This window comes from Candidatus Nitrohelix vancouverensis (assembly GCA_015698305.1).
GTDB lineage: Bacteria > Nitrospinota > Nitrospinia > Nitrospinales > VA-1 > Nitrohelix > Nitrohelix vancouverensis.
Map to the genome: position 1 here is coordinate 1,940,364 of CP048620.1, position 15,503 is coordinate 1,955,866.

11 protein-coding genes and 1 pseudogene are annotated in these 15,503 nt (G+C 50.9%); 8 read left to right on the forward strand and 4 right to left on the reverse strand.

Going from position 1 to position 15,503, the window contains the following annotated elements; genetic code table 11:
* Nucleotides 1–101: 101 nt before the first annotated feature.
* Nucleotides 102–2,168 (forward strand): hypothetical protein, encoded by a 2,067-nt coding sequence (locus tag G3M78_08920; GenBank protein QPJ65508.1) that lies wholly within the window; start codon nucleotides 102–104, stop codon nucleotides 2,166–2,168.
* Nucleotides 2,169–2,284: 116 nt separating this feature from the next.
* Here G3M78_08920 and G3M78_08925 read toward each other — a convergent pair whose 3' ends face one another.
* Together G3M78_08925 and G3M78_08930 are read right to left on the reverse strand one after the other, a co-directional pair.
* Nucleotides 2,285–2,563 (reverse strand): peptidylprolyl isomerase, encoded by a 279-nt coding sequence (locus G3M78_08925; protein QPJ65509.1) that lies wholly within the window; start codon nucleotides 2,561–2,563, stop codon nucleotides 2,285–2,287.
* Between the two features lie 150 nt (nucleotides 2,564–2,713).
* The gene (locus tag G3M78_08930) at nucleotides 2,714–3,709 is read right to left on the reverse strand and encodes an L-histidine N(alpha)-methyltransferase (GenBank protein ID QPJ65510.1); all 996 of its coding nucleotides are present in this window, start codon (nucleotides 3,707–3,709) and stop codon (nucleotides 2,714–2,716) included.
* Nucleotides 3,710–3,931: 222 nt separating this feature from the next.
* On the opposite strand from G3M78_08930, the gene G3M78_08935 reads away from it, so the two are divergent.
* The 4 genes from G3M78_08935 (at nucleotide 3,932) to G3M78_08950 (ending at nucleotide 6,984) form a co-directional block, all read left to right on the forward strand.
* The gene (locus tag G3M78_08935; protein ID QPJ65511.1) at nucleotides 3,932–4,993 is read left to right on the forward strand and encodes an iron-containing redox enzyme family protein; all 1,062 of its coding nucleotides are present in this window, start codon (nucleotides 3,932–3,934) and stop codon (nucleotides 4,991–4,993) included.
* A gap of 61 nt (nucleotides 4,994–5,054) precedes the next feature.
* Nucleotides 5,055–5,618 (forward strand): FABP family protein, encoded by a 564-nt coding sequence (locus G3M78_08940; protein ID QPJ65512.1) that lies wholly within the window; start codon nucleotides 5,055–5,057, stop codon nucleotides 5,616–5,618.
* Between the two features lie 59 nt (nucleotides 5,619–5,677).
* Entirely contained in the window at nucleotides 5,678–6,331 is a 654-nt protein-coding gene (locus G3M78_08945; protein ID QPJ65513.1) for a M48 family metalloprotease, read from the forward strand.
* Nucleotides 6,328–6,984 (forward strand): M50 family metallopeptidase, encoded by a 657-nt coding sequence (locus G3M78_08950; GenBank protein QPJ65514.1) that lies wholly within the window; start codon nucleotides 6,328–6,330, stop codon nucleotides 6,982–6,984. Before G3M78_08945 ends, G3M78_08950 begins: the two co-directional genes overlap by 4 nt.
* A gap of 25 nt (nucleotides 6,985–7,009) precedes the next feature.
* On the opposite strand, the gene G3M78_08955 is transcribed toward G3M78_08950, so the two are convergent.
* Both G3M78_08955 and G3M78_08960 read right to left on the reverse strand, forming a co-directional pair.
* On the reverse strand, nucleotides 7,010–7,522 hold the full coding sequence (locus tag G3M78_08955) for a pentapeptide repeat-containing protein (protein QPJ65515.1): 513 nt from the start codon (nucleotides 7,520–7,522) through the stop codon (nucleotides 7,010–7,012).
* Nucleotides 7,523–7,640: 118 nt separating this feature from the next.
* Nucleotides 7,641–9,494 (reverse strand): annotated as a pseudogene (locus tag G3M78_08960) (hypothetical protein).
* A gap of 276 nt (nucleotides 9,495–9,770) precedes the next feature.
* Here G3M78_08960 and G3M78_08965 point away from each other — a divergent pair.
* The 3 genes from G3M78_08965 (at nucleotide 9,771) to G3M78_08975 (ending at nucleotide 15,447) form a co-directional block, all read left to right on the forward strand.
* On the forward strand, nucleotides 9,771–12,374 hold the full coding sequence (locus G3M78_08965) for a tetratricopeptide repeat protein (GenBank protein ID QPJ65516.1): 2,604 nt from the start codon (nucleotides 9,771–9,773) through the stop codon (nucleotides 12,372–12,374).
* A gap of 337 nt (nucleotides 12,375–12,711) precedes the next feature.
* Entirely contained in the window at nucleotides 12,712–13,926 is a 1,215-nt protein-coding gene (locus G3M78_08970) for a hypothetical protein (GenBank protein QPJ65517.1), read from the forward strand.
* A 243-nt stretch (nucleotides 13,927–14,169) separates the two neighbouring features.
* A complete protein-coding gene (locus G3M78_08975; protein ID QPJ65518.1) occupies nucleotides 14,170–15,447 on the forward strand; it encodes a nitrate oxidoreductase subunit beta in 1,278 nt (425 codons plus the stop codon).
* Nucleotides 15,448–15,503: the final 56 nt, after the last annotated feature.

The window sequence follows — 15,503 nt, forward strand, 5'->3', positions numbered from 1 at the left end:
TTGTGCAAACAAGGCCGGGGGCTGAAAAATTTTGTGATAGGGTCTGGGGAATATTTAACAGGGAATAGCGAAAACAGGAGCGCAGGTTGAGTCGGGAATCCATGAGTTCAGTCACTGAAGAGAGCGCCGGTTCGGCATTGCGTTTGCTGGGTTGCAGTTTTCTGGTTTTGTTTTTTGAACTGGCGCTGATTCGCTTCGTGCCTGCGCAGGTGCAGATCGCGAGTTATTTCCTCAACCTCGTTTTGATCGCGGCGTTTTTGGGGATCGGCCTTGGATTGATCCTTGAATCGCGTTGCAGGGAAATCCGTTATCTGTTTTTTCCTTTCTGGCTTCTGCTGATTTTGGTCTGCGCGTATTTTTCGAACACCTTTGTGCAGACGCCCTGGCGGCTGGGCGAGGAATGGTTCTGGACCGACCGCATGGAAATTTCGGAAACGAGCCGGCAATGGGGCATGGTGCCGGTGGTTTCGATTCTTTTTTTTGCGTCCACGTTCGTGTTTGTTCCGCTGGGCTTTGCGGTGGGCAGGGAGTTGAGCAAGTTTCCCCCATTGCGAGGCTATGGGATCAATATTGGCGGCAGTTTGCTGGGGCTGGTCGCATTTGCGGCTATGAGCTATCTGGGCGCGCCGCCACTGGCCTGGTTCGGAGTCACTGGACTCGCATTTTTAGCCTTGTGCTGGAACCGTCGAACTTTGATCGCCTTTCTGACTTGTTTTCCCGTCGTCTTGTATGTGGCGAACGATCTGCGCTTGCCCGGAACGGAGTTGTGGTCTTCCTATTACAAGATCAATGTTTTTCCGCATGACAACAGCGTGACTCTCAATGTCAACGGTTCCTTACATCAATACATATTGAATCTGGATGAAAACGATCCGTCCACCGGAAAATTCATCGCCGCAGTGCGTGAGGATTATCTCAAGCCTTATGCTTTTGCGCGCAGTCTCGACGATGTGCTGATTCTTGGCGCGGGCACGGGAAACGATGTGGTCATCGCCTTGCAGAAGGGAGCGAAACGGATCGATGCGGTGGAGATTGACCGAAGCATTCTGCAATTGGGCAGGGAATTACATTTCCAGCGCCCCTACGACGATCCACGGGTGACAACGCATGTCGACGATGCGCGCGCCTATCTCAAAAAAACAGACCGTCTTTACGACCTGATTGTTCTGGGCACACTGGACAGTCAGACTTTGTTGTCGGGCATGTCTTCGCTACGTCTGGATAATTATGTGTACACGCTGGAATCGTTTCAGGCGATTCGCGACCGCCTCAAGCCGGACGGAATCCTGATCCTGCATCATATGTCGGTCTTGAAATTCATATCGCATAAAATTTTCCTGACCCTGGATGAAGCCTTTGGCACGCCGCCCTGGATGCATTTTGAAAACGACCATCGCTTGTTCAATTTCACATTCGTTGCCGGAAAGGGGATTTCTTCGGAAGAGAAATCAGGATATTTTTTCAACCGGATTCTCGATGATCCGGGCCTGCGCCGATCACTCATTCCAACGGACGACTGGCCTTATCTGTATTTGGCGAGTCCGATGATTCCTTCGCATTACTGGCAGGCAGGCGCGCTGATCGCTGTGGTTTCGCTGATCCTTGTTTTGATTGCGATGGGAAGGCGCGGGCAGGGCCAGGGTTTCGATGCGCCGCTGTTTTTTCTGGGCGCCGGGTTTTTATTGCTGGAAACAAAAAGCGTGACCGAGATGTCGCTCCTCTTTGGCTCGACCTGGGCGGTCAACGTGCTGGTCTTCAGCGTCGTTCTGGTTCTGGTGTGGTTAGCGAATCGCACCGTGATGCGTATTGCTCCGATGAACACGCAGACCCTGTTCTTCGCTTTGTATGCCTTGATATTGGCCGGCTACTGGATTCCCGCCAATTCCTTATTGTCCCTGCCAATCACAGCGCAGTGGTTTTTGGGCGGCGCGTTGACGGCGGCGCCGATCTTTTTTTCGGGGATTATTTTTTCGCAGTTGTTTCGCCGTCGCGCGCAACCGGCAAGCGCTCTGGGTTTTAATCTATTGGGCGCGATTGCCGGAGGGCTGTTGGAATATGGTTCCATGGCGATGGGAACCAAAAGCATGTATCTGGTTCTCTTCGTGATTTATTTGATCGCGAATTTATGCGACCGGAAAGATGCCGGAACTGTTGTCGCGCAAAGCTAAAACTTCGAATGATAAAAAAGAAAAAGCCCGCAACGTTTCTGTTGCGAGCTTTTCCAATATAAAACTGATTTTTCAAATCACAAGGCGCCGGATCGCGCCGATGCCTTTGCGAAAATTCAGCTTCGGCTGGTGATCTCAATCAGGTGAAAACCGAATTGCGTTTTCACGGGGCCGTGCACTTTGCCGACTTCTTCGTTGAAGACGACGGTGTCAAATTCTGGAACCATTTGTCCCGGGCGAAACTCGCCGAGATCGCCTCCGCTGGCGCCGGAGGGGCATTTGGAATGCGTTTTAGCGACATCCGCGAAGTTGGCTCCGCCTTCGATTTCCTGTTTCAACTGGTTGCATTTTTCTTCGCTGTCCACCAGTAAATGGCGGGCTGATGCAGTTGACATTCGATTCTCCTTTTTCAAGAGTTTGGTGTGTTGGATTGAGCGGGCATTTTATCTCAAAGCGAGCTATACGTCTTCCCTAAAAGTTTTCTAAATTATATTTCCACTATCTACGGGCGTTTTTGGGGCTAGTTTCTTGCATTGTGATTTGCATCAGCATGCGCGCCAGAGCTGCATGACATAGCCTTTGTTTGAATCGTACCAGCGGCGTTCCGTATGAAACCCGCAACGCTCCGCCAGCCAGTCGATTTCTTCTTCGGTGTATTTGTAGGAGCGTTCCGTTTGCAGGGTTTCCCAGGCCTTGAACTGGAATGTCTGCTCCAGCGCCTGGATCGTTACGGTCTGTTCGCAAACGCTGATGACCTGGCTCTCGACGGCGCGCGTGTTCCAGTTGAACTGGGCCTGTTGCACGAATTGGTCTTTGTTGAAGTCGGCCTGCAATTCCTCGTTGATGCGGTCGAGCATATACAGATTGAAATCGGAGAAGCGCCCCTGCGGATCGTTGTAGGCTTCGTAAATCAATTTGGGATGCTTCATGAGGTCGAAGCCGATCATGACATAATCGTCTGCGTTGAGCGCGTCGTGCAGTTGTTTCAGAAAAATTTCCATTTCGGGAAAACTGCGATTGCCCAAAGTGGCGCCGAGGAACAACACCAGTTTGCGAACCTGTCCATCGTCGTCCACTGCGCGCAATCCCTCGAAGAAATCGGCGACCAGTCCCGTGACTTTTAATGAAGCGCTCGCGAAACTTTGTTCCAGCGAGGCAACCAGTTTGCGAGTCGCCGCATCGGTGATGTCGATGGGCATGTAATGCAGGTCTTGTTTTTTTGCGATGAATTCGCGAATCAGGATTTTCGCTTTTTCGCCGTCGCCGGATCCCAGTTCGAGAAGCGCGAGCGGATCGTTTGCAAACAAGTCTGCGATGTCCTGTTTGCAGGCGTTGAGAATTTCCGCTTCGCAGACGTAGGGCGGGTAATTATCGAGTTCGGTAATCTTTTTAAATAATTCGCTTCCCCGGTCGTCGAACAGCAACCATGAGGGAAGCGTTTTGGGCGTCTTAGACAGGCCGGTTTTTACCGCCTCGGCGAAGGGACTGTCCTTGCCGGGCAGCGCTGACGCGGCTCTGAGGGTTTTTACTTGAAATGTCATGAACTGTTTTCAGGTCTGCGGCGGGCGGCGGAATTTGACCGACCCCCAAGTGTTTGTTATAGTGATACCATTTCTTTTATACATTTTTAAAAAACAGGCGCCTGATTTTTCCCGATGCGGCAATGCCTGAACTTTAAGGAACCCGGTTGTGTACCGAGTCCATCCATGTCGTCTGAATGGATCAAGTTAACAAAAAAACCTTCATCCGCAAATAATGAAATTATGGATACCGACAGCAAGCAAAGCGTTTCAATTATAGATTTCGCAGAAATAGAAGAGGATTTTCAAAGCCTCCTCAAGCTGGAAAACCTGGATCTGGCAATTGCGGAGCGCCCTGACCGGGTGGAAGATCTGGAGCGAACGGTAGAAAATGCCATTCAGGAGGCTTACGAAGAGGAAGCGTCTTGCGATGAGGCGCACCTGTTTTTGCAAAGAGTTCTCTACCAAATCTTTCGCATGAAATTGTTCTGGTACGACGATTTCGACAATTACAAGAATGAAGATTCCGCCTACCTGTTTTTGTTGCGCGCGAAAATCGAGGGCGCCTGGCAACAATGGGAAACGCGGCAGTTGGACCTCGCCTCTTTCAAGAGAGGCTCGATTGAAGAAGAACTCAGAACGCGCGTTGCGAAGGATCTCAATCCTGCGCCTACGGCTACGGAACGTTATATCAGCGATGAAATTTCAGAAGCGGGCTATCGACGATTGCTGGCGATCGCATCGGTGAACGGTCTGGTCGAAGCGAGCCAGTTGTCCCGCATGCTGGGCGGCGTTGGCAATGAGGTGCAATCCATGCTGACGAAAATCTTTCTGGAAGAATACGGCGGCGGAAAACTGGCCCGCAAGCATTCGACGTTTTTCATTGAGATGCTGGACAGTCTGGGTATGCAAACGCAAGCGGAAGCCTACCTTGATCTTTTGCCCTGGCCGACGCTGGCGAATATCAATCACAGTTTCACCTTGTCGGAGAAAAAACGTTGTTACCTGCGCTATGTGGGCGGTCTGCTGTTCACGGAAGTGACGACGCCTGCGGCTTTCAAAAATTACAAGCTGGCGGGAGAGCGCATTGGTTTGAACGAGGACTCTTATGGTTATTGGGATTTGCATATGAAGGAAGACGAGCGGCACGGTCAATGGATGCTGGACGATGTGGCGCTTCCCCTGACGGCGCAATACCCGGAGCAGGCCTGGGAAATTCTGATGGGCTACGAACAGCAACGTTTCATGAACCAGCGCGCCGCCAAAGCGGTGGATGAGTCCTTGCGCGAAGCGGAAGAGGGCTGATCTCCCCTTTTGTAACGGTTGATTGTAATTATTTATCTCCACCTGCATACGAAGGATTATTATGAGCGACGATATCATCAAGCAATTGGGACCGCTGGCGCAACTGGCGGGAGTCTGGGAAGGCGAAAAAGGCGACGACACCGCGCCCGCCGATGATCGGGGCGTTGAAGTGAATAAGTATCGTGAGCGTCTCACCTTCGTCCCTTTCGGTCCTGTTGACAATCATGAGCAAAAACTGTTTGGTCTGCGCTATTCCACCACGGCCTGGAGGCTGGGGGAGGACAGCCCTTTTCATGAAGAACTGGGTTACTGGCTTTGGGATTCAAAGGAAAAACAGGTTATGCGCTGTTTCATCGTTCCGCGCGGCTTGACGGTTCTTGCGGGCGGGACTGTGGAAGCGAATGCAAAGGCATTCGAATTGGCGGCCGATGTCGGATCGGAAACTTATGGCATCTGCTCCAATCAGTTTCTGGATCGGGAATTCAAAACCGTTCGCTACGAATTGAAGATCACTGTCCATAACGCCGACAGCTTCAGTTATGAAGAAGACACTCAGCTGAAAATGAAGGGGAAGACGGATCTCTTCCATCATATCGACAAGAACACCGTTCAGCGCGTCGAATAACTCTCCAGTTTGATATCGTATATAATTCCTTGGACTTGTACTCACCTTATTGAGGAATTATGCGAGCGCGCTTTCTCATTTTTTTTACAGGTTTGCTTATCTACCTTGCCGGTTGCGCTTCCGCTCCGTCGACGACCTGCGATCCTTTTCAATCCGATCTATGCGCCCGCGGTTCCGTTCAGTGGGGGCGGGCGATTCATCGCATCGTCGCCGCCAATTTCCCGATGGAACTGGGGAATTACAAACCGGTGGTTCATGACGCCGCCTTCGCCAATGCATGGGTGAGTTCCGGCGAGGAGATTCACGTCACCTTGCGTCTTCTGGATCAGATGGATGAAAAAGGCGCGCTCTGCGTCGTGTCCCATGAGCTGGCTCACTTGAAGAGCAACCATTACCATTCAAAGCAGGGGATTTCTGTCGTCACCTCGGCGGTCATGACGGCGGCGGGCTGGTTTGTTCCAGGACTCGGTTATCTCGATTCTCTGGTGAATCCGGCGCTGACCAATGCCTTCGGTCGCGAATATGAACTGGAGGCCGATCGACTGGCGGTGGACTATATTCGCCGCGCCGGATTGCAAAAGTCGGACTATCTGGAATTTCTGCAATGGATGCGCGATCATCTGGAAGACCCGGAGGCTTCTGAATCGACGTCCTTGTTTGCGACGCATCCGGGAACGGCGGAACGCATCTCAGCGATTCAGGAGATGGAATGAAACAGGTCGGCTATTTATTAATTTTAATGACGGTGATTTTCTTCCTGTGGGAGAGTCCCGTTCTGGTTCCCCTGAAGCTGTTGGTGGTTTTCTTCCATGAATCCTCGCATGCGCTGATGGCGGTGGCGACCGGCGGCGAGGTTTCCAGTCTGGTCGTCAACTCCGATCAGGGCGGTCATGTGATCGCTCGCGGAGGCTCGCGTTTTTTGACCTTGTCGGCGGGCTATCTCGGTTCCTTGTGCTGGGGCATGGCGATTTTTCTGGCGTCGACGCGCACCCGCATGGACAAATCCCTGATGATGGGTTTGGGCGTCGCCATTCTTGTGATCGCCGTCTTGTACGTGCGCAATCTGTTCGGGCTGGGATTCAGTCTGCTCGCCGGCGGCGGGATGATCTTCATCAGTCGGCAGGCCAGCGAAGCGGTCAATGATTTCGTTTTGCGCCTGATCGGCTTGACCAACATGATGTACGCGCCGCTGGATATTTACAGCGATACCGTCGCGCGCTCGCATTTGCGATCCGATGCGAGAATGCTCGCCGAGGAAGTGGGCGGCGCGACTGTGATCTGGGGCGGCGTGTGGATCGCGATCAGCGTTTACCTGATCGCCTATTGTTTGCGGGTGAGTCTGCGTGCGCGAGGCGGCCGCTGGTGAGCGAGCCGATCACGCGACGACAGCATTAAAACTGCAAGAGAAAATCGTCGTCCATTTCTTCTTCCAGATACTCCGGCAGACGCGTGTCCTTGTTGCTGAAGGCCTGCGTGATCTGGCTGGAGGTCAGGCCCGTCGCCGAAATCAAATTGGCGCCCCTCAAATTAGCCCGGTCGAACTGGACGTCCTCGTTGAACTGCGCGCCCTGCAAATTGGCGTTTTCGAGATTGGCGTCGTAGAGATTGGCTTCCAGCAGACTGGCGCCGCTCAGATCGACGTTCTTCGCCTGAGCGCCTTGCAAATTAGCTTCCTGCAATTTGGCTTTGGAGAGGTTGGCCGATTCGAGATTGGCCTTGCTGAAATTGACGAACTGAAGTTTGGCCTGGCTCAGATTGGCGTTTTTCAAGTTCGCCTGCTGGAGCTTTGCGCCGCGCAAGTCGGCCTGCGACAGATCGGGAATCGTCTCCGCATTTTCCTCCCTCCACTGATTCCAGGCTTCCGCCCCTTTTTTCAAAATTTCCAACTGCTCTGCATGGGCCATGATGAGTCCTTTGATTCAGCTAAGGTTAATTGCGTTCAAAACCCCTGATCTCGATTTCCGTCGCTCCGGGAATGGATTCAGAAGTAGAGGTCGGAGGCGCGGACGGCGCTGAGGGATCGCGTTTTTCCAGCATGAAAATCGCCTGCTCCGGGTTGACCTGATTTTCAGGACACATTTTCAAATGCTGTCTGAAAAACGGCATGTTCATGATGGGATCGCTGTACAGACAATCCATCTGGAAAAAATCAAACAGTCCCTGAATGGGACGCGGCCCGGCAAGAAACAGAATGCCGCCCGGCGCGACGGCTTCCACCGTGTGCTGGAACATCAGCTGGCAGGTGTCGCGATCCTGAAAATACATCTGCGGGATCCATTTGAAGACCAGACCGTATTTTTCCTTGTAAGCATCTTCCCATGTTTCATGCTCCGCAAGGAAAGAAACTTTCTTCAACTGATCCAACTGATTTTTTGAAGCGGCGTAATCCCACAGCAATTGCGCGTTTCTTTGCGCCAGTTCGGGGTCGCCGTAAAGAATCGTGTACTCCCTCTCCTTCGTGCAATCCACGCAACCGGCGATGATCATGTCGAAAGTGTGGATGAGAACCTTGTCGATGGACTCCAGCTTCTCAGGCATGGCGGGAAACATTTCCATGTAATACAGGATTTGATCCAGCGCCAAAGGTTGCAGGGCCGATTCGTCGATTTCGGCGTCGCCTTCCGGGTAAAAAGGAACCGAGTAATAAATTTTGACCGGGTCGACCGTCGGCGGAAAACCGTTGAAAAACCATTTCCATGAGAACGGGTAGCGCGGCGATTTGAGAGGCAGATCGGGGTCCGGCAGGATTTTCCAGAGCGCGTTGAACGGAATTTCCCGAGCCAGTTCAATGTCGATCATTTTGAAACTGCTGGTGCTGATATGCAATTCTCGCTGGCACAAAGGCTTGGCGCCGCGTTTGGGATTCACAAAAGGAATCGCGCTCGTGTTCTTCAGGTCGGTGACTTTGAAGAGATGCCCTTCTTGTACGGTCAGGCAGATTTCATTGGTCTCGTCAAAATAGCGCCAGGGCGGATGCGGTCGCGCCGTCCACTCGATTTCGTGAGAGCGGTTGGGGTCCATGAAGACCGGGAAAATCTTTTCTCCTTTGGGACCTTCCGGGCTGAAAAATGCAGAGAAGATATTGAATGCGCCTTTGGAGGGGTAGGTCGGCAGTCCCCGGTAACGAAGCGGAGGCAATTCCTTCTCGCGCGACTGGTCGTCGTGTAGGCCCCAGACAAATTCAAACACCGCGCCGCCCGAGCCGGGAAGCGTTGACTGGAACAATTCCACGACGGGAATCAGATCGAGGTCCTCCCAGTTGACGGAGAACATGAAGCTGACGAAAATCGTTTTGCTGAAATCGCCGTCGACCAGAGCGTAGAGACCGTCCTTGACCAGTTCGATATTGTATTTGCCATCGCCCTGATGCGTCAGTCGGTCGTCGGTATAGAAATATTTCACCTCAGAGAACGGCACGCGCCAGGCCTCAGCGGCTTTTTCGCGCAGGTCGTCGAGAGTCAGTTGCTCCCATCCCTCCTGCCCGCTGATATCGATTTGAGATTTGAAAGACCGCGCTTTGGGTTTGATGCCCACCCATTGCTTGCAGTCGAGTTGCATGCGAACCAGCTTGAGGCATGCGGCTCCTGAAGTCGCATTCGCTTCCCATTCGGCTTCATGAAGCGGGGTTCCCAGCGGGTCAGAGAATAAAAAACGGCGACCCAGCCTGTTATAAAACACCAAGTGACCTGTGCCGTATCGTTTGATGCGAATCGCGCCTAGATTTCCTTCCTCGCCCCAGTATTCCCCATCCGCTTTCTTTTCCATTTTCAGGCTGGGGATCAGGCGCTGGAGTTCTGCCACTTCCTCGATGTTGGTCGGGAAGCGGATGGCGTCCGGGTGATTTAATGCTGTTAAGAATGTGTCTTCAATATTCACAGAGAACCCCTGGATAAAAATAGAAAGGGGAAATTATAAGAGGGAAACTTCGAGTCTGTCAATGAACCGATTGTCTCATCGTAGAATTGATTTGAAGCGGCGGAGTCAATTCAAGGGGGTTGTTGACTCGAATCATCGAAACCACTATAATTCCAATCTCATCCGATTAGAGCTTTTCAATTCTAATTTAATCATCCGTGCCGGGTCGGAGCGCACCGATAGTCGATCGCTGGCCGTCCCGCATTACACACAATTAAATAGAACTGGTTCGCGAATATGGCAGAAGGTAGAAAGTTCGAAAAACTGGGTTACGAAAGTCTGAAGAAAAACGATATTCCCGGCGCCCGCGCCAATTTTGAAAAAGCGCTCGATATCATGCGCAAGGAAGGCGACGACGTGGGGCAAGCCTATGTGCTCGGCAATCTTGGCAATATCAGTTTTCAAAGCCGTCAATTGGAACAGGCAGAGACCCTGTATTCTGAATCCCTCGGTTTGATGGAAAAATTGAAGGACGGCCGGGGTATTGAAAGCTCGCTGGGCAATCTGGGAAGCATCTTTTTCTATAAGGGCGAATTGGATCAGGCGGTTCAGTATTACGAACGCGCGCTCAATTTGATGAAGGACGCCAAAGACCCGGTAGGCCAGGGCATCTATAACGAATACCTCGGCAACGTGTTCCTCAAAAAAGAGGAAGTCAACCGGGCCGAAGAATATTATGTGACGGCGCGCCAACTGCTCAACGATGACAATCAAAAAGAAAAACTCAAACGCATCGACGAGATCATTGAGACGCTGAAAAAGCATCCGAAGTACGTCGACAGTCGGGAAGATATCCTGTGGACGGAAGCGGAAAAGCTGGAAGGCGAGGGCAAGGATAAAGAGGCGCTGAAAAAGTATCAGGAACTGGAAGAGATGTTTTTCGAATCGCACCGATACGAAAAAGCGGAAAAGACGATACGCAAAACGGCGGAAATTTATGAACGCCAGAAAGATCGTTATTCCGCAGGCGTTTGTTTTGGCAACCTCTCCGCATTGTTACTGCAACAGGGCTTCAAGGGAGACTCGGCAAAGCTCGATCAGGCGGAAACCGCCTGCCTCAAAGCGCTCGAATTTGTTGAACAGGACAAGGACCTGCGCCGTTATTCCTACCTGGTGGGCAGTCTCGGTAGCATCTATCTGCATAAAAAGAATCTTGAAAAGGCGACGGATTATTTCAATCAGTCCCTGCCATTGATGGAGAAAATAGGCGACACGGAAGGTTTGGCCCGAAGCCACGCCAACCTCGGCGATGTGAAGAGCTTGCAGAACGATTGGGACGGCGCCTTGAACTATCATCAAAAAGCGCTGGCCATGATGGAAGAGTCCAAGAATGATAAAAACATTGCGCAACAATGCGAAGTTCTTGGCGATGTCTTCATGAAGAAGCGCGATCTGGCCAATGCGGAAGCCTGCTACATGCGATCCAGCTCCTTGTATGAGGCGGTCAACGACCAGACCAATCATCTCATCGTGCAGGACAAACTGGTTTATATCATGCGTCAGCCGGAATATCTCGAACGGCGTCGCGAAGAACTCGTTAAGGAACTGGCCAGCGACAGCGCGAAAAACGACGATGAAAAACGATTGCACCTGCTGGACGAATTGGGAAACCTCAACATTCTCTCCAACAGCCCGGAAAAAGCCGTCGAGTGCATGACCGAAGTTCTCAAGTTGAAGGAGAAAAAGCAGGACAAGCCCGGTCTGGCGGAAACGCATACCGGTCTCGGCAATCTTTATATGGGAATGAATTTCCCCCAGCAGTCGGAAGAGCATTTCGCAAAAGCGATCGAGATCAAGGAAGCTCAGGGGAAAGAAGAAGCGCTCGACAGCGAATTGTATTCCAACCACGGCATCGTCTTGCTCATGCAGGGTCGCGTCGACCTGGCGGATAAATCACTGAAAAAATCCTTGAAGATCAATAAAAAGGCGGGCAACGAAGCGGGAATGGCGCAGGATTATCAGAATCTGGGGAATTTGAGCCTGCAAAAAACCGATTGGGTTGGCGCGGAACAAAACTACCTGAAATCTCTCGAAATCAACAAAAGCCTCGACAATAAATGGGGCATGGCCGAGGATAACCGCAATCAGTGCAATCTCTACATCAAGAAAGAAGATTGGACTCGGGCTTTAAAATATGCCGAGCAGGCCCTTGAAATTTCCAGCACGCTGGACAATATTAAAGAGACTTGCCAGGATTGCAGAACTCTGGCGCAAATCTATTCAGAGAAAAAAGATCGACCGAAACAGGAAGAGTATTTTCTCAAGGCCTATGAGTTATCGCAAAAATTAAATGAACCCGCAGAGATTTGCATTGATCTGAGGAACCTGGGCGCCTATTATCTCGAACGAGGCTATCGCGAAAAAGCGGAAGAAAAATTCAAAGCTTCTTTTGATTTGTCCACCGAGATGCAGGATAAAAAGGAAATTGCCGAAGATTACCGCAACCTGGGTAATCTCGAGTTTTACAACGGCAATCGACCCGAGGCTGAACGGAAATATCTGGAAGCCTTGAAATTGACTCTGGAGATCGACGATAAAACCGGAGCGGGCAAGGATTACACTTACCTCGGTAATTTACAGTTCAAGGAAGGTCGCTTTGAGAAGGCGGAAGAGTATTTTGACAAGGCCATCGCAAAATTCACCGAGGCTAATAATTGGCCGAGTCTGATTCAATTGCAATTGACTGTGGCGCGGATGCAGGTGGTGGTCGCGCGAAAAGACGAAGCGGATAAGTATCTGGATATGGCCCGTGAGCTTGCACGGCAGATGAACGACCCGGAAGAGCTTTTGAAAGCGATTGCGGAAATCACTAAAATGAAAGAGGAAATCGATCAACGTTAAAATTTGCGAGGCGATTTTTCCTGTCTCGCAAACGAACTCGAATTAAGTTTGACGGTTTGATTCATATAAGTATGTAATAAATCAACATTTAATATCCGGAAAGGACCTGCGAAACTTGTTTGCCTAGTTGAAAATAAAGGGCTTATTTGATTTTTGATTCCAGATGTCATTTTTTGCTGAAAAGCATTGAAAAACTATATGGGTATTCCCGGATTCAGCTGTGGAATATTCCCTTGACAACTGGTAGGAAAGTACCTATAAACCATATTATCTATGCGAAAAAGTAAAACGGGAGAGCCTTTTTTCTTCCAATTATCAAAGCGCAGGTAGATCTAGAATGAAAATTTCCTTTAGCCCCCAATTGATGGAAGAAGCCGTTTTTCGGCATCTAAACCATCTGGAACGCTCGGGTTATCGTTCTGAGTACGACGAATACCACTCCCTTGCAGATCCTATCTATGAACTTCCCGAAGACGACCGGGAAGCCGCCTTTGAAAAAGTAAATAAAATATTCTTTGTTGAACGTCTCAAACTCAGCGACCATGTGCTAAGAGCCTTGGAAGCCTGTGGTTTGATCCCCAAACGCAAGCGCACCCGCCGCCGCATTGAAACCGCCGTCAACCCCTTGGCCCCACGACTGGTCGAGGCGGATGAAGAGTCTCCTGATACGGAAGACGACGATGAAACCTCGGAAACGAATGCCGAAACGGCCGATTCCGAAACCGCGCAGGAAATAGAAGCCGTAGAATCCACCGATTATGATCCCAATCAAGACGCCCAGGCGGTAGAACAAAACGAAGACGAAATCGCCTATGATCTCGCCCGGGAATTCGAAGAAAGAATCAAAGAGGTCATGGTCAAGCGCGCCATTAACAAGGTCGACGAAGGCTCGAACGTGCTCAACCGTATCTCGGGTATGCCGCTGATTGAGCTACGCGTTCTGGCCAGCCGTTTCTCCAACCCGGAAGAAGTGAAAGACCTCGGCGCCTTCCTGATTCACGAGTTCATGCACGCCAAGGACATGGTGGATCCGGAATTCGACTACGAAGACGCGTTCATTCCCGGCAACCCGTCGGTGAAAAACCTGATTACGGCGCGTTTCCGACTTTTGTGGAACGTTTATGTTGATTCGCGACTCGATCGCATGGGCGTCATTTCGGTGATGCCGCGAGAAGCCCGTTTCCGCGAATTTGATAACTTTTACCGAAAAATCCCGGAGAAACAGAGGCGCGGAATTTTTGAAGGCGTCTGGCGTACGGAAATGTTCACTCATGAAGAGTTGTTGTCCATGGCCACCGACCTGGAAACGCTCATGAGCAAATACATTGACGATGCGGATTTCAGCGAAGAAGAACGCGAGTACATCCATTTGCAGGGCGCGCCTTGTCCCTTGTGCAAATTCCCGACTTACAACTGGGTGGATGATCCGGAAAGTATTTGTGACGAGATGGTTATTGAAGCGATACAAATTGATTTCCCTGATTGGGAAAGCAAAGATGGAGCCTGCGATCGATGCGTCGAAGTTTATGAGCTTCGCGCTGGCGTGGGTTGAGTTTTAATTTCTAACCTCTTTAAAAGGAGACTGAGCGGATTAACACTTTCTTATTTTTTAAATAAGAGGAGAAAAGTGTTGGGAATGAAGGCGGTTTACCGCTTTTGATGCTTGGGGAAAGTTAGAAAAACAAAGTTATAGTTTATTGCGCTTGACGGGAGGGACCGGCTAAAACTGTCTGGAGAGCTCGACCAAAAAGCGTTATAATAAACTAACCTTAAACAAGTTTTGGGAGGATGTCAGATGCCCGAAGTCTATAACTGGCAGTTAGGTCGCAAAGCGACGTATGTCTACGAAGAGAAACATCCGAAAGAACAGTTCACCTTCGTATTCAACACGAACCGCTGTATTGCGTGCCAAACCTGCACAATGGCTCATAAGTCAACCTGGACCTTCTCGAAGGGTCAGGAGTACATGTGGTGGAACAACGTAGAAACGAAGCCTTACGGCGGTTACCCGCAGTTTTGGGATTGGAAGATCCTGAAGATGCTGGAGCAGTCGAATCCGGGTCAGAACGTATGGAACGTACGTAAGACGTCTAACAAGGCGATCCACGGCGTTTATGAAGGCGTAACGATTTTCGAAGCGCCGGCAAAAATCGGTCTGAACCAGCAGGCGATCGGTTACGTACCGACAGACGAAGAATGGCGATTCCCGAACTTCGGCGAAGACACCGCACATGGACGAGAGTTCACGCAATCGCGTGAAGGAACGTTCGGCGGCGACAACGGCACGAAGTCGGTATTGCCTGAGCATAAAATCTGGTTTTTCTACCTGCAGAGAATCTGTAATCACTGCACGTATCCGGGCTGTCTGGCCGCTTGTCCGCGTAAAGCGATCTACAAGCGTCAGGAAGACGGTATCGTATTGATCGACCAGAGCCGCTGCCGCGGTTACAAGAAGTGCGTAGAGCAGTGTCCTTACAAGAAGCCGATGTTCCGAGGCACGACGCGTATTTCTGAAAAATGTATCGCTTGTTACCCGCGCATCGAAGGTCTTGACCCGCTGACGGAAGGCGACCAGATGGAGACGCGTTGTATGGCGGCTTGCGTAGGCAAGATTCGTCTTCAGGGTCTGGTGAAAATCGGCAGCAATGGCGAGTGGGCGCATGATCCGGATAATCCACAGTATTATCTGATCCGCGACCGCAAAGTTGCGTTGCCGTTGTACCCGCAACTGGGCACGGAGCCGAACGGATATTATATTCCGTCGCGTCACGTCCCGCGCGCGTACTCGCAACAGATGTTTGGTCCGGGTGTGGATCATTCCATCGACCAGTACATGGTGCCGGATCGAGACCTGTTGGGCGTATTGCAGTTGTTCCGCACGACGCAGAGAATCATCTTCAAATGGAAACGTGAGCCAGGTCCGAAAATTTTCGAGACGAACGTTCATGGCAAGAAGTTTGAGATGTTCAACGACACGGTCATCGGGTTCAACAGGAAGGGCAAAGAAATCATCCGCGTTACGGTTGAAGAGCCTTTCTATGTACGACCTGAAGAAAACGTCGGCGCCTTCTAAGGAACCGCAGAGACGTTTTTGATCGTATAACACGAGAACCAAACGGATCATCCCCT

Coding starts and splice junctions, on each gene's coding strand:
- G3M78_08970 (QPJ65517.1), top strand. CDS start 12,712: ATGAAAATTTCCTTTAGCCCCCAATTGATGGAAGAAGCCGTTTTTCGG.
- G3M78_08920 (QPJ65508.1), top strand. CDS start 102: ATGAGTTCAGTCACTGAAGAGAGCGCCGGTTCGGCATTGCGTTTGCTG.
- G3M78_08955 (QPJ65515.1), bottom strand. CDS start 7,522: ATGGCCCATGCAGAGCAGTTGGAAATTTTGAAAAAAGGGGCGGAAGCC.
- G3M78_08945 (QPJ65513.1), top strand. CDS start 5,678: ATGCGAGCGCGCTTTCTCATTTTTTTTACAGGTTTGCTTATCTACCTT.
- G3M78_08930 (QPJ65510.1), bottom strand. CDS start 3,709: ATGACATTTCAAGTAAAAACCCTCAGAGCCGCGTCAGCGCTGCCCGGC.
- G3M78_08975 (QPJ65518.1), top strand. CDS start 14,170: ATGCCCGAAGTCTATAACTGGCAGTTAGGTCGCAAAGCGACGTATGTC.
- G3M78_08940 (QPJ65512.1), top strand. CDS start 5,055: ATGAGCGACGATATCATCAAGCAATTGGGACCGCTGGCGCAACTGGCG.
- G3M78_08965 (QPJ65516.1), top strand. CDS start 9,771: ATGGCAGAAGGTAGAAAGTTCGAAAAACTGGGTTACGAAAGTCTGAAG.
- G3M78_08950 (QPJ65514.1), top strand. CDS start 6,328: ATGAAACAGGTCGGCTATTTATTAATTTTAATGACGGTGATTTTCTTC.
- G3M78_08935 (QPJ65511.1), top strand. CDS start 3,932: ATGGATACCGACAGCAAGCAAAGCGTTTCAATTATAGATTTCGCAGAA.
- G3M78_08925 (QPJ65509.1), bottom strand. CDS start 2,563: ATGTCAACTGCATCAGCCCGCCATTTACTGGTGGACAGCGAAGAAAAA.